Source organism: Marinobacterium sp. NO-S09, assembly GCF_059179545.1.
In genome coordinates this window covers 1,839,016-1,853,146 of record NZ_CP168954.1, presented here as the reverse complement: position 1 = coordinate 1,853,146, position 14,131 = coordinate 1,839,016, and the positions used below count along the sequence as shown (strand labels likewise).

General features: G+C 48.1%; 11 protein-coding genes. 1 reads left to right on the top strand and 10 read right to left on the bottom strand.

Annotated features, from left to right (window positions below; all coding sequences use genetic code 11):
• Positions 1 to 48: 48 nt before the first annotated feature.
• Positions 49 to 483 (bottom strand): GFA family protein, encoded by a 435-nt coding sequence (locus O3C79_RS08615; RefSeq protein ID WP_076462070.1) that lies wholly within the window; start codon positions 481 to 483, stop codon positions 49 to 51.
• A 123-nt stretch (positions 484 to 606) separates the two neighbouring features.
• Positions 607 to 1,002 (bottom strand): hypothetical protein, encoded by a 396-nt coding sequence (locus tag O3C79_RS08610; protein ID WP_494385604.1) that lies wholly within the window; start codon positions 1,000 to 1,002, stop codon positions 607 to 609.
• Positions 1,003 to 1,102: 100 nt separating this feature from the next.
• Here O3C79_RS08610 and O3C79_RS08605 point away from each other — a divergent pair, with 100 nt between their 5' ends.
• Entirely contained in the window at positions 1,103 to 2,926 is a 1,824-nt protein-coding gene (locus tag O3C79_RS08605) for a hypothetical protein (RefSeq protein ID WP_494385603.1), read from the top strand.
• A 49-nt stretch (positions 2,927 to 2,975) separates the two neighbouring features.
• On the opposite strand, the gene O3C79_RS08600 is transcribed toward O3C79_RS08605, so the two are convergent.
• The 8 genes from O3C79_RS08600 to O3C79_RS08565 form a co-directional block, all read right to left on the bottom strand.
• Positions 2,976 to 4,064 (bottom strand): alpha/beta hydrolase, encoded by a 1,089-nt coding sequence (locus O3C79_RS08600; protein ID WP_494385602.1) that lies wholly within the window; start codon positions 4,062 to 4,064, stop codon positions 2,976 to 2,978.
• Positions 4,065 to 4,323: 259 nt separating this feature from the next.
• Positions 4,324 to 5,040 (bottom strand): YebC/PmpR family DNA-binding transcriptional regulator, encoded by a 717-nt coding sequence (locus O3C79_RS08595; protein ID WP_494385601.1) that lies wholly within the window; start codon positions 5,038 to 5,040, stop codon positions 4,324 to 4,326.
• Positions 5,041 to 5,266: 226 nt separating this feature from the next.
• Complete coding sequence (locus O3C79_RS08590; protein WP_494385600.1) at positions 5,267 to 7,381, bottom strand: DEAD/DEAH box helicase; 2,115 nt, start codon at positions 7,379 to 7,381, stop codon at positions 5,267 to 5,269.
• Positions 7,372 to 8,229, bottom strand: coding sequence for a HamA C-terminal domain-containing protein (locus O3C79_RS08585; protein ID WP_494385599.1), 858 nt, complete (start codon positions 8,227 to 8,229; stop codon positions 7,372 to 7,374). The genes O3C79_RS08590 and O3C79_RS08585 overlap by 10 nt, the downstream gene beginning before the upstream one ends.
• A 172-nt stretch (positions 8,230 to 8,401) precedes the next feature.
• The gene (locus tag O3C79_RS08580; protein ID WP_494385598.1) at positions 8,402 to 10,039 is read right to left on the bottom strand and encodes a hypothetical protein; all 1,638 of its coding nucleotides are present in this window, start codon (positions 10,037 to 10,039) and stop codon (positions 8,402 to 8,404) included.
• 695 nt (positions 10,040 to 10,734) lie between these two features.
• Entirely contained in the window at positions 10,735 to 11,916 is a 1,182-nt protein-coding gene (locus O3C79_RS08575) for a thiolase family protein (protein ID WP_010323947.1), read from the bottom strand.
• Between the two features lie 72 nt (positions 11,917 to 11,988).
• Positions 11,989 to 13,140, bottom strand: coding sequence for an acyl-CoA dehydrogenase family protein (locus O3C79_RS08570; RefSeq protein ID WP_494385597.1), 1,152 nt, complete (start codon positions 13,138 to 13,140; stop codon positions 11,989 to 11,991).
• 44 nt (positions 13,141 to 13,184) lie between these two features.
• On the bottom strand, positions 13,185 to 13,946 hold the full coding sequence (locus O3C79_RS08565) for an SDR family NAD(P)-dependent oxidoreductase (protein ID WP_494385596.1): 762 nt from the start codon (positions 13,944 to 13,946) through the stop codon (positions 13,185 to 13,187).
• Between the last annotated feature and the right edge of the window lie 185 nt (positions 13,947 to 14,131).

The window sequence follows — 14,131 nt, the reverse complement described above, 5'->3', positions numbered from 1 at the left end:
CCCAATACCAGGATACTCCCCGGCTTTGGCGTTACTTTCCCCTTAAAATCACTCTGGAAGACTTTCGCCAGAACCACCCATTTCGGCAGGTACATCCTTCAATTTGGGCACGCCGTCGTGAATACGCAATACAGTTTCCTGATAATGCACGTGAACACCGGGTTCATACGGAAAATCCGGAATAACCGCCGCGTAGACATCGATCAGCCCCATGGTCGGGTGATCTGTCAAAATGTGTCCTCCGCAGGACTTACACCACTTGCGCAGGCTTTGAGGGGTCTTACTGAAGGTAGCGATGTTCTCCTCGCCCTTCGTGATTTTCACAGCTTCAGGTTTCCAAAGTGTAAAAGCATTAACGGGTCCAGCAGACCAGTGCCGGCACGACTCACAATGGCAATAGCCCATAGCGGCAGGCTCCCCTGTGACGGTCAACTCAACCGCGCCACAGAAGCAACTGCCCTTGTACACTTGATCATTGCTCATGGTGCACCTCGTCTATTCATTACTGACCATAGTGCCAGTCAGCTAAGTATAGACCCGAGGCTCTTGCGCCGTGGGCAGTCTGGACTCCCCGGCGATATGCAAAGCATTACGGGCAGCCCCGTATTACTCGCGACGCTCTCTTAGCCGCGCCATCAACCGGGGCGCCAACGCGGTAACAACCAGCACCACAGGCCAGAGGTTACCATCGGTAAAGGTATAAGCCGCAAGCATCTCCATCAGCGACTGCCCCTGCAGGGCGGCAAAGGAAAACTCGAAACCCAGCGTCAAGAACAGCCAGAACAACCCCAGCGACCATTGCTGCTTCCGCTTGTGTACCGCTAACCAGGGCAAGGCCAGATAGCTGACAATCAGTATCAACGCACAGAGCACAAGGCCGCTGACAATCATCCCAGACGGCAAACCTAATGTGGGCAACAGCACCGACTCGCGCAGAACACCATTTGTAATCGCCAATAGCAGAATCAGAAGCCAAACGGCCAAGGCTTTAATTATTAACACCGGTGCCCACCTCCGCGAAACAATAACCAATCAAGATTTTCAGCTATTTGCCGATAGCAACAGCCATTGCAGTTGTACTTTACGGATAAAGGATTACGACATGGAAATCACCTCTGCCAACTACCTCACCCTTAATCAGGGAAAATCTATTCGCTCGGCGGAGTCCAGCACTTCCAATCCGGCAACTGCCCTCACCTCGCAAACGCCAGCAACCCAAGTCACGCTCTCGGAAACGGCACGCTCAACCAGCGCAGCCGAAGAGAAAGCGATTAATGAGTCGCTTAACGTCTATCAGGGCAACTACAGAAACCTGGCGGTGCAAGACGCTGACAAAAGCGCGCGTATCGATGCCATCCTGAACCGTCTTTCCGAGAACGAGCAGGCTGCGCTGATTGATAACAATACCATGCTGTTGGATGAGGACTTCATCCAGCTGGCCGAAGAGCTGAGCGATGATGAACTCAAGCAGTTTGTCGCCGTCAGCTCTGCGCTGCAAACGATTCCTCTGGTTGAAACCGGCAGTCAGGGTCGTCTCTACTCCGGCACTGCTGAAGTCGAAAACCTGATTAACAACCTCTCCAATATGGATGCCGATACCCGCAGCCGCGTATTGGACAAGGCTGAGGGCTACGCTGAACAGGTTGCCAAGCGGCCACCTTCTCCATTGACCTACGACGCCCAGAGTATTAGCAGCTTCCATTCGGATGGGGCGACCGCCAACGATTTGTTCAACCTTAGCCGTGCCATCTCCGGCAGTGCCGACGTCAACGCCATGCTGGATCAGCTGGAGCAGTTTGACGAGCACCAGCAAACACAGCTAATGGGCTTGCTGCGAAGAGACAACACCCTCGGCACCCAGATGATGGATCAGCTGGAGGGGCGTGACCCTGCAGCACAAAATGCCACTTTGGACTTTATGTCCGAGCTTGATACAACTCGCAAATCTCACGTGAAGTATGACGCCACCGGCGCGACCCGATCCGTACTCGATTTCGACAACAACGGGTATGAAGTCGTGGTCGGCATGATGGAGGATATGACTTCACTGCTGGAAGACTATCGCTTCGATGACGAACAGCTAGAACAGATGGGTAACCAGTTACAGAACCTGGACCGCAGTGACCAGCGAGCCTACCTGGCGATCACCAAGACCGGCCTTGAAACCCTGCTGGGCGATGTCTCCAGCCAGGGCCAACAGATCGACATGAGTCAGCATGAAAACGCTTTGGAAACCATTGATGACCTGCGTAATAACGCACAGGCCCGAGAGCTGGTGTTCAGGTCGCGTATGGGTGAAGAGAGCATCGTAAACGGCACACGCTATTACGAGCAAAAATCACTGGGCGAGGCCAGACATGATGTAGAAGCGGTGGTCCGCCTCCTGACCACCGACGCCTGGCTGAACAACCAGCTCGACGACAGCTCCGCCCATGATGCTCAAACCAACCGTCTTACCAGCCTGCTAACCGATATGGACGCCGATCAGCGTGATCAACTGGTGCAAGACCTTAACCGCCTAGGCCAGGACGTTCACCCGATGACCGAGCTATCGGATGCGGCCCTGAAAGACACCTATGGCGCCTTCTTTAACCGCACCACGTCCATCGCCAATGTGGATGACCTGACCGCGCTGGCCGAGGCTGAAGAAAAAACCCAACCCGCGCTACGCGAGCCCTTCTGGCAGGCCACTGAAATAGCGGGCGAACGGGTGGATGACGTACTGAAGATTCTGGATGAAAACAGCCCTGAAATCCGCGACCAAATGATCCTGACGCTTGCCGAGCAGGCATCCCTGACGGAATCAGGCCACAAGACACGCGATGAAGTGGATGGGGAGCTAAGGAAGCTGATCAACTACTTCAAGGAAGACTACAGCAGCGACGACAAGCTGAGCTTCCTGGATCAGGCCTTTGCAGCACCTTGAGATCACGGGGCTTACACCGTTAAAGCCGTGTAAGCCCCTTTTCATCCATTTAACTCAACCTATACGCCCTGATATCCGGGCGATACGACAGACAATCGTCAGCCGCCCTGCCATTGAAAATCTCGTTAAAGAACTTCTGGATATCGGCATTCGCTTTTACCGTGTCGCCTTTAAAGTAGGTATGCTCTGAGCCCAGCCCTTCCGACGAGGTAAGGTCTACATAACTGGCATTATCTGCACTCAGGTTTTTCAGATAATGCCCTAGCCGCGCTTTTTGCTCGCGTCCAGGTTTGATGCGGGACACCTTCAAGGCAGAGTCGTCTTCATTGATCACGACATACACACGCTTTCTGACATCCAACTGTTCGACCCAACGCGCGTGATCATGGTTATTGGTATCAGCGGCAACCAAGCAGATATTGTCGAAGACCAGATTGGAGCTGAACCGATCAGTCGTCGAGAACACATGCTTGAAAACATAGTTCCCCATGCTGTGACACAGCAGGCTGATTTTCACCTGACATTCTGACTCTGTAAGCCGCGTGAAAAGCGCCGCTGCTGCCTCAGGGTTATCCTTATGCTTCTGATACGCCTTGTCCCGATTGCTGGCTTGTGAGGCGCTGCTGAATATCTGGTGAAAGCCGTGCACTTTCTCAATGGCGCGGTCCAGTGCAGATGAGGAGACTCGGGCATCGGATTTGTCGCTCAGATAGGCTGCCGTGCCTGATACAGCGCCGCCGCCGTTGGCAGGCCAGGTGAAAGGCACCACTATTACGTTGTAGAGCTTTTCAATTTCCAGGGCGGCATTAATTACATCTGTAACATCGTTGTTGTAACCGTGTACAAAAAACAATATCGACTTGTTTTCGTTTTTGGCACGGGTATATATTTCACAGGCGACGTCCAGGCTGCCATACCATCTTTCATTCACATCAATATCAAGCTGGTACTGATTCTTGAGCCTTTTAACATCTTTCTTGGGGAGCAGGTCATCAACCGGAGTGGTAGTCCATTGATCGTTTACCCTTTCGACCTTAACCAGCCTTAGCTCTTTCGGCCCTTTTATATTGGGTGTTTTACCAAATATGTCGAGCCCTTGCTTGCGCGTTGATAGTTTCCTGTTTGTGATCAAGTACATAAAAATCCTTTTTATTTATTATTCAAGCTAACACCTACATCCTTTAGCGTTGCTTTTAGCAGGTAAAAACCATTTACCTTCGATAGACGATAACAAATACACAGAAGACTTCGTTCAGTAATCGCTGAAACATCAACATGGGTCAAAAAAGAGTACGCCCACTCCCTGTGGGCAGAGGCACAAACAAAAAAGGAGGTGCCATGGCACCTCCCCTTACACCCTGGATTGCGGGGCGGTGTTCTGAGTACAGTCAGCCCATTCAGGACTCGACGTTGTGGTATACCTGCTGCACATCGTCCAGATCGTTCAGCATCGTCAGAAACTTCTCGAACAGCGCTACATCATCGCCACTGACAGTGGTAAAGCTCTGCGGGATGAACTGGATCTCATCCACGTCGAAATCGATTTCGCCGAAGCGTTCGAGCAGCGCAGTCTTGGCCTTGAAGTATTCGGTGTTGGGCGCGAAGACAGTAATTTTGCCGTCTTCAAGTTCGATATCGGTGACGTCCACATCCGCTTCCATCAGCGCTTCCAGCACGGCTTCTTCATCATCGCCGGCAAAGACGAAGATCGCGCAGTGATCAAACATGTGGCTTACGCTGCCCTGAGTACCGATCTTGCACTTGGTCTTGGTGAACGCCTGACGCACATCCCCGAAAGTGCGGTTGGGGTTATCGGTCAGACACTCGATGATCGCCATGCTGCCGCCGGGGCCGTAACCTTCGTAACGCGCCGGAGAGTAGTCTTCGCCGCCACCACCCTTGGCCTTATCGAGTGCCTTATCGATCACGTGACCAGGCACCTGATCCTTTTTCGCACGATCGATCAGGCCGCGCAGCGCCAGGTTGCCACCGGGGTCAACCCCGCCCGACTTGGCTGTAACATAGATTTCGCGCCCGTAACGGCTGTAGAGCTTGGCCTTCATGTCTGAGGTTTTGGCCATTGACTCTTTGCGGTTCTGATACGCTCTGCCCATGGGCTGATTTCTCCGATAATTATCTTTAAGGTGCGATTTTACTGTGATCCGTGCGGGCTGGGTACTGTGCATTTCGCCCGTGTTATGACTTCCCTGTGAGAGGTCATACCGGCTCGATGGCGAGAGATTGAATTTGGTAAAATATTCATGCCCAAATTAGGCCGTACCTGCAAGCGAAAGGTCACAGTATAGACTGGCGATTAGGTTTTATTAATAGAAATAACTTTTAAATTCCAATCTGCACCCTAGCTATAAAACGCTGATCGACATCGGTCAATCCTTCCAAGTCATTAATGTCTTTTAATGCCGTTAAAGCTTTATCTAAGTCACCTTCAAAGGATAGTCTTTTCTCAAGCTTTGAAGACACCTCTAATGGAAGACCGTATTCTTCCAAGGCAACTAGCGACGAATCATAGAAATAATTTTCAACCAAAATAGAATAGGCGCTGTAATCGCAGAATACGTTACTCCCCCTTACTTTCTGGATACTATTCACAATAGATTCTATTGTTCGTAGTAATCGGGGGAAATGAAAATTAGCCCAAAGTCTTCTGAAATCCAATATCCTACTAACAATGACATCGACTCTTTCATCAGGTCTGTAAGCAAGCGCCTCATAAATTAGTAAAGATATGGGCTTCTGAGCTGATAGTTCGCTAATTTTGAAAGCCAGCTGAGAGGAAGAAAAAACACTTCTATTGCCTATTTTTGAACCATCAAAACAATTCCAAATCAAGCTACAGATAAACTTTAATTGATCATAACTAGGGTAACCTTTCCATAATAATTGAGAAATCCAAGAATCATAGTTTTTGTTTAATAACTTTGCAAAATCGAGTTGTTTAATTGGCTCAACAGTTTTGTTGCTTCTAATGGTATCTAAGGCCAGATCATTTTGATCTGTGATTGACCTTATTCTATCTCTTGATTGTGGAGTTAGATCCGTTTCATCCATGTTGACAAGCAATGACTCTGGCGTATCAGGCCCTTGACTATAAACGGGTATATCCACATATGGTAACTGTTCAGTTGGTGGGGGAGCAAGCAAATAGACATTACCGATAAAATGTTTGAACATTCTTCCACTTCGGCCGGCAATATTATTAAATGTAAAGTAATTAATATTGGTACGATTAATCTTATTGTCGTAGCACACGATATTTTTTGTAGCCGTATTAACACCTTCGATTAAGGTAGATGTGCATACCAAGTATTTGATCTTACCAGCGTTAAATAGATCAACTATATATTGAGACACACTCCGAGGAATTCTGGCGTGATGTATTCCAACACCACATCTTAGAGCATTCGCTAATATCCATTCCTGATGATAATTTTCTGCTAGCCAATCCGCAAGTTTTAGCGCTTCTTCCTGACTTTCAAAACCAATATTACTTGCTATTAACTCCGCTGCAGAGTTTGCCCTTGCAGGAGAACTGCAAAAAACTATTGTTTGGCCACTAATAGAATCGCACAGATCAACTAATACATTGTCTTTATCAGTTGATGTAAGGTCATGAAATTCAGTAACTACCGTGCTAAAGCTAAACTTGATAAATTCAAATTTTACATTCTCAATGAAATCACCAGCAACGCCTTGAATATTGGGACCAAGCATATAAAAATGATTACACTTTTTATAAAGTCGATAAAATGCCTCATTTAGTAATGAGCACCTATTTCCACCGTCGGCCCAAGGACTAAGCTTGTAAAACTCATCAATTACAAAAAAATCAACTTCACCTATAAAATCTTCTTCTAAAACACGCTCTTGAGTTAGAACAAATATATTTTTATCTTCTATCGATTGAAGCGAATGTGTTATGACTTTATATTCTGGACTAAATTTTGATAATCTACGACGCGTTTCATCAATAAGTGATATAGTAGGAACAACTATAACAATATTTCTGAACTTTTTACTGGCTATCAATGCATCTACTATCAAACTTTTTCCAAAGCTAGTAGGAGCGCTAAGGACAACACTCTGCCCACTCACTAGTTTATAATAAACTTCAGCCTGTGGACCATGGAAATAGATTTCTTCTTTACCAATGGAAGCCTTGTGCGCCTCAACAGCCAAAAGATCACGTAGATTAAGACTTTCCTTTTTTAAATATGGAAAAAGACCAAGTTCTCGTATCAAAGAATCGATAATAATCTTCGAGTCGCCAAAGTACTCGTATTTATCCATCGCTCTTAGTACTAACTCTTGAACCTTAGAAAAGGATTGTGAATCCGAATTATTATAGATAGAAGCTATCGATTTAGCTATTGAGAACGATTCTCGCTCAATAACATCTGTATTTCTTAACTTCTCTTTCAGGAGGGCTAATTCCATATTTGAAGCTCCTCATGCAATTTTTTCTGAATATCTTCTTTTGATCTAAGAGGTAGTAAAATTAAGCTTACATTTATGCACTCGGGTAATTCTTTACCTTTAAATTTACCCCAGTTTTCTCTGACCTCAAATTCAAATTCAGCCTTGAAATCTTCCGTTACTTTAACATGACTTTTAATTGTATCACTATCATAGGTAAGCAAAACTGGAACTGAAACGGAATCGAAAATTTCATCTAGTGATGTATTCTCATCAAGCAACATTTTCAGTCTTTCTGAATGAGGCCAATGTTCGTCGATTTTATTAGTAATAGCTACAAATTCATCACGTAAATAATCCCGTTCTGTATGTTCATAAAGCTCTTTGACAACATCTCTTATAGCAGATGTAATCTCCTTGTAGAACTTTACTTCCCCAATCCAAAGTTCTAACTGATCTTCATTGGAAACAACATGTACGCAATCAAAGCCTTTAACAGTGTCATTTCTTGAATCTTTGTAGTGCATCTTACAAATCGCAGGGATAGTTCCGAATACCTGCCTAAGAATCATGTGAAGAAAAAGCTCACCAAACTCTCCACGACTTTTAAATTTTTCTGTATTGTATAAAGCTTTTGCGGCCTTTCTTAATAGCCTCACAGCGTTAGAAGCACCAAGAGAACTCCATTCGCTGTATTTAAGAGAGAATTCTGGTAGCCATTCCATTGCGTGTTCTATTAACTGATCCTCTCGCCACTCTCCATTTTCATATCCCGCACACATGGCCACCAAGCATGGGGAAGCTTGAAAATCAGATACTCTTATTTTTAAAAGAGGATAAGGATGTTTCATCATTTCATCCTTGGACATCGTTTATTCCTTCAATAAAGATAGAACAAAACATAGCATTCAACGTCGCATAAATATTTAAGCAATCCACCACCTAACTACTTAAAGCATGTCACCTTAATCACGAAGCTCCTAACCTGAATTGAAAATTCCATGCGCTGGACATAACCCCTAAACATTTTTCTGTGTCACATTATGGTTTGCATAGTATGTGGGCTTGAACGCCATACTCTCTACAAGAGCTTACAAATGTATTTATTAACCAGATCAACTGTACGTAGTGTGCCTTACAAGCATAATTAGGATCTCCAACCTTTCTAAGTTCAGTTATCAGTTTACTCTTCTTTAAAAAAGGAGTAGCGAGAACAACTTTCTTTATTGCATTAGGATTTCGATTCAAATTATCCAGCGCGCTTGCTAGGTCAGCCCAATTATTTGCACCTGTTACCCTTGGAATTTGAGTAGATTCATAGCACCGATCCCATTCATTTTCATACTTAGCTTTAAAAAGCTTTTTATCAGCTTGAGTACGACCAATATTCTTTAATGCCTGGGCCACAACTTCGTGAAATGCACTTGCTCCATAAGTGTCTTTTTTAACAAACTTAGAGTGAATAAAAGAAATTTCTGATACCCCCCCGCTGTTTTTAATTGCAATATGATCTGCCCACTCATCGTTCATATCATCACAAATAGTAATATCGTAATGTTGGCAGTATCCATCTTCTACAGCCCTGAACAATGATGAGGCAGGAAAACGTGTAATAGTGCTTGCATGCGGTTTCTCTTTCTCGCTAACTACATTATCAAAGCTAAAGCTATCATCGAAAACATTGAGCATATAGTCGATATTTTCCAATAGACTTCCGTCTTCAAAACATGAACGTGAATAGTAAGAGTAAGTTGGGGTATCAAATACTGCTGAAAACGTTTTCTCCTTATTCAAATAGCTAGACAACGTGTACTCGGAGCCGTTATCTTCAACAAAGATAGTGCTCAACAAAGGACTCTTCACAGTAATCACTGTTTTAGCACAAGAAATATTCAGAGGAACTTTAACCCAACGATAATCTGCCACATTATTTTTAATTCTAATAGGAGCCCTCAACTTGTCGAATATATTTTTCATATCCTCGGTTTTTAGAGGGACACCATCAGAGTTTTTCAAGACTGCAGAACCGCTGATGACTTTTTCTTCAATATCACTAACATCAATGAACAAACCTACAACTTTGTTACCTGACTTGATAATATCTTCTAAGCAAACAGGAGACGCAAAATTATTTAAAAACTCACTTTTATTGGTAGTCATATTAAGTTCATTTTTGGTTTCGAATGCCCAATCGATTAGCTCTTCTAAAGAAGATTTCTTATCTCTATGACTAACTCGCGAGGTGCTTGGCGTGAGAGTATATACTTCTGAGCCTAATTTCATCCTGAAGTTGGTGGGTATTGAACGACTTGAAGATGCTGAAGGAATAATGCCGTTTAAGCTTTTTGCTTCAAGAGATCGAGATCGTATAACAGCATTGGATATGCTCATATTTTTCATTGCTACGCGTTCATACTCTGGGTGTTGACTACCATAAAAATGGTAAAATTTATCGTAATCGTATTCTTCAATAAATTTTTCAAACAACTTCTCTGGAGAATCCACGTATTTCTTTAAAATTACTAAAGCATTATCACACTCTAATAAAAGTAAATAAGCATATTTATCCTCGGTAATGTTACTCCCAGACAAGAATGATGGCTCGGCTTGTACTTTATATGCCACTAAAGAGTAAATTGAATCATTACCTTTTATAGTTGTATATTTTTTTCTAATCACATTAAAAAGGTAATTCCCTATCTTATCTTCTGATATATTTCGAAAAGCCCTTCTAACAGATACAGCCGACAAGTTTTTTTAAGTTTATAATATTGTGCATTCTTGCTGATACATAGCTCATCAATACTCATATTAAGTACCAAAATTTATTAACTTGCGGATAAATTTGAAACAGCTTAATAATTTTTAAATATTTGAAAATCAACCAAAATTAATATTAGCCTTCCTCTGAGATGTAAAATTCTATTAACAAGGCCTTTGATATCATAGTACTTATTATCGGGAACACCTTTAAACCCTTCTAAAAAGTCATAACCTATAATTTATATGAAATATCAAAGAAAAAAGGGATATTCACGCCAACGCTCCCGACTCAGCGGGTATCGCCCAATACAACGTATGACAAAGAACAAAACCAAAACGGCTTGATGAAAAAGAAGAGAAACAACAGAACTACTACTAACCATCCCTGCCATCGACCCATCCCCTTTTCCCTGTCATTGCGGACACCGACTTCCTGCTGGTGTACTTCAAACTTAGCGAAGCTGTACCTAAAGAGCAACGCCCAAAAAGACTAATACTGCACTATTACAGTGCGCTTTCAGTGTTACTGATCAGGCATTCCTCGCTCTCTACACGAAAAAAAGGCCACCAATCGGTGGCCTCAAAGGCAGAGATGTGCAAGTTAAGGCGTATCAGAGCAGTTCGACTGCGACGGCTGTCGCTTCACCACCACCGATACAGAGGGATGCAACCCCTTTCTTCAGGCCGCGCTGCTTCAGGGCATTGAGCAGCGTGACGAGAATGCGTGAGCCGGAGGAGCCGATCGGGTGTCCCAGGGCGCAGGCGCCGCCGTAGACGTTGACCTTGTCGGCATCCAGGCCCAGTTCGTTGATCGCCAGCAGGGAGACCACAGCGAAGGCTTCGTTGATCTCGTACAGATCCACGTCGTCCTTGCTCCAGCCTGCCTTGTCCAGCACCTTCTGGATGGCGCCAATCGGGGCGATGGTGAATTCAGCCGGCAGCTGGGCATGGGTGGAGTGCGCCACGATGCGGGCAACCGGTTTAACACCGCGCTTGTCGGCTTCGGCTTGGGTGGCCAGTACCAGTGCAGAACCACCATCGCTGATGGAGCTGGAGTTGGCGGCGGTTACGGTGCCGTCTTTCTTGAACGCCGGCTTCAGCTGCGGGATCTTGTCTGGACGGGCGTTGCCCGGCTGTTCGTCGGTATCTACAACGGTGTCGCCCTTGCGGCCCTTGATGGTGACCGGTGCAATCTCGTCCTTGAACCAGCCGTTTTCGATAGCGGCCAGGGATTTGTTCAGGGAGCCGATGGCGAAATTGTCCATGGCTTCACGGGTGATGTTGAAGTCATCAGCGGAACGCTGGGCGAATACACCCATCAGGCCGCCTTCGTAGGCGTCTTCCAGGCCGTCGAAGAACATGGAGTCGATCACCTGACCGTGGCCCATGCGCATGCCGGCACGAGCCTTGGGCAGCATGTAAGGTGCCTGGCTCATGTTTTCCATGCCGCCGGCGATCATGATGTCTGCGCTGCCGGCCTTGATCTGGTCGTGCGCCTGCATCACGGCTTTCATGCCGGAACCGCACATCTTGTTGATGGTGGTCGCGCCAGCTGCATCGGGGATGCCAGCCTTGCGAGAGGCCTGACGCGCCGGAGCCTGGCCCAGTGCGCCGGGCAGTACGCAGCCCATGATCACTTCGTCGATATCGTTCGGCTGCAGGCCGGCACGCTCGATGGCCGCTTCAATCGCCACGGCACCCAGGTCCGGTGAGCGCACGTCGCTCAGGGAGCCCATCATGCCGCCCATGGGAGTACGGGCCGCGCCCAGAATCACAATGCTGTTGTCTGACATCCTGTTGCTCCTGTTAAGTCTTTTTCTTGTAAAGCGTTATTCGTTTCAATCCGACTGATTAGCGTCGCCCGGTTAGCGTCCCAGTACTGAACGCGCGATCACTTCTTTCATTACCTCAGAGGTGCCGCCGTAGATGCGCTGTACACGGGCGTCGATAAAGGCGCGGGAGATCGGGTATTCAGTGGTGTAGCCGTAGCCGCCAAACAGCTGCAGGCAGCCATCAGCCACGCGGCACTGCATCTCGGTGGCGGTGTACTTGGCCATGGAGGCGGTGGCCGCATCCAGCTCGCCACGTGAGTACTCGGCGATGCACTGGTCGATAAAGGCCTTGTTGATGCGGTAGTCGGTTTCCATCTCGGCGATGCGGAAACGGGTGTTCTGCAACTCCTTAAGCTTCTGACCGAACAGGGTACGTTCGTCGGCATACTGGATGGTCATATCCAGCGAGCCGCGGGCCGCGCCGACACCAATGGCGCCAATCACCAGACGTTCACGGGGCAGTTCCTTCATCAGGTACACGAAGCCCTTGCCCTCTTCGCCCAGCAGCGCCGACTTGGGTACGCGCAGGTTCTCGAAGAAGAGTTCGGAGGTATCGCCGGAGTGCTGGCCAATCTTCTCCAGATTACGGCCCTTGCTGTAACCCGGCAGTGTGGTGTCGACCAGGAACAGGCTGACGCCCTTGGCACCGGCCGCCGGATCGGTCTTGGCGGCAACGATCACCATGTCGGCGTGCTGGCCGTTGGTGATGAAGGTCTTGGAGCCGTTGATCACGTACTCGTCGCCATCCAGTACGGCGGTGGTGCGTAGCGCCGCCAGGTCACTTCCGGCACCCGGCTCAGTCATGGCGATGGCGCCGACCACGTCACCGGAGACCATGCCCGGCAGCCAGCGGTCTTTCTGCTCTTCGTTGCCGAGATGGGCGACATAGGGCGCCACGATATCGGAGTGCACCATCACATTGGTGGCCAGGGCACCGTAGCCCAGACGCGCCATCTCGGTGACCAGCATCACGGAGTATTCAAAGGGCACACCGCAGCCGCCGTGGGCTTCGGGGGCGTCGACGCAAAGCAGGCCGGCTTCGCCCAGGGTGCGCCAGAGTTCACGCGGGGTGATCTCGTCCTTTTCCCACTGTTCGTAGTGCGGTTCCACTTCGCGCTCCAGTGCGCGCAGCACCATTTCACGAAAGAGTTCCAGTTCTTCCTGGTCGATTACAGCTGCATTCATCTCGCTCACCTTCTTTTACTCGTACGTCTTACTCGTCCGTCGGCTTACTTGGGTGCCATGCGCAGGGCACAGTCCAGACGGATAGTCTCGCCGTTGAGCAGCGGGTTCTTCACGATCTGTTCAACCAGCATGCCGTACTCGTCCGGATGACCCAGACGCTGCGGGAACGGCAGAGTGGCGGCCAGGCTGTCCTGCACTTCCTGCGGGAAGCCGGACATCATCGGCGTCAGGAACAGGCCCGGTGCGATGGTGTTCACACGAACGCCCTGACGGGCCAGCTCACGTGCGGCCTGCAGCGTCATGGACACCACACCGCCCTTGGACGCGCTGTACGCGACCTGACCGATCTGACCTTCGTAGGCCGCAATGGAGGCAGTAGAAATCACCACACCACGCTCGCCATCGGCGTTCGGTTCGCGAGTTGCCATGTCGGCAGCGGCCAGACGCAGGATGTTGAAGCTGCCTACCAGGTTGACCTGGATAACCTTGTCAAAGTTCTCCAGCGGCATGGGGCCTTCCTTGCCGACGATCTTGCCCGCCGGAGCGATACCGGCGCAGTTCACGGCGATACCGCAGGCGCCATGCACTTCACGTGCAGTAGCAAATGCCGCTTCAGCACTCTCGGCAGAGGACACGTCACAACGTACAAAGATACCGCCCAGTTCAGCAGCGATCTCGCGGCCACGCTCTTCATTCAGATCGAAGATGGCAACCTTGGCACCGGCTGCCGCCAGCGCACGGGCAGCGCCCTCACCCAGACCAGAAGCACCACCGGTTACGATTGCAGGTACGTTTTTGAAATCCATGACTCACACCTTTGTTATTCATTTGGCTGCCGTGTATACGACAGCGCTTATAAGGGAATAACCTTAGTGTGAAGTAGCTAACGTTTACTCACCATGACAATATTCGGCAGCAAATTTGGCAAAAAATCGCATCTTTTTCACGCGGGGTACCGTCAGCACGGCAAGAGCGATGGTATCGAGGCCAA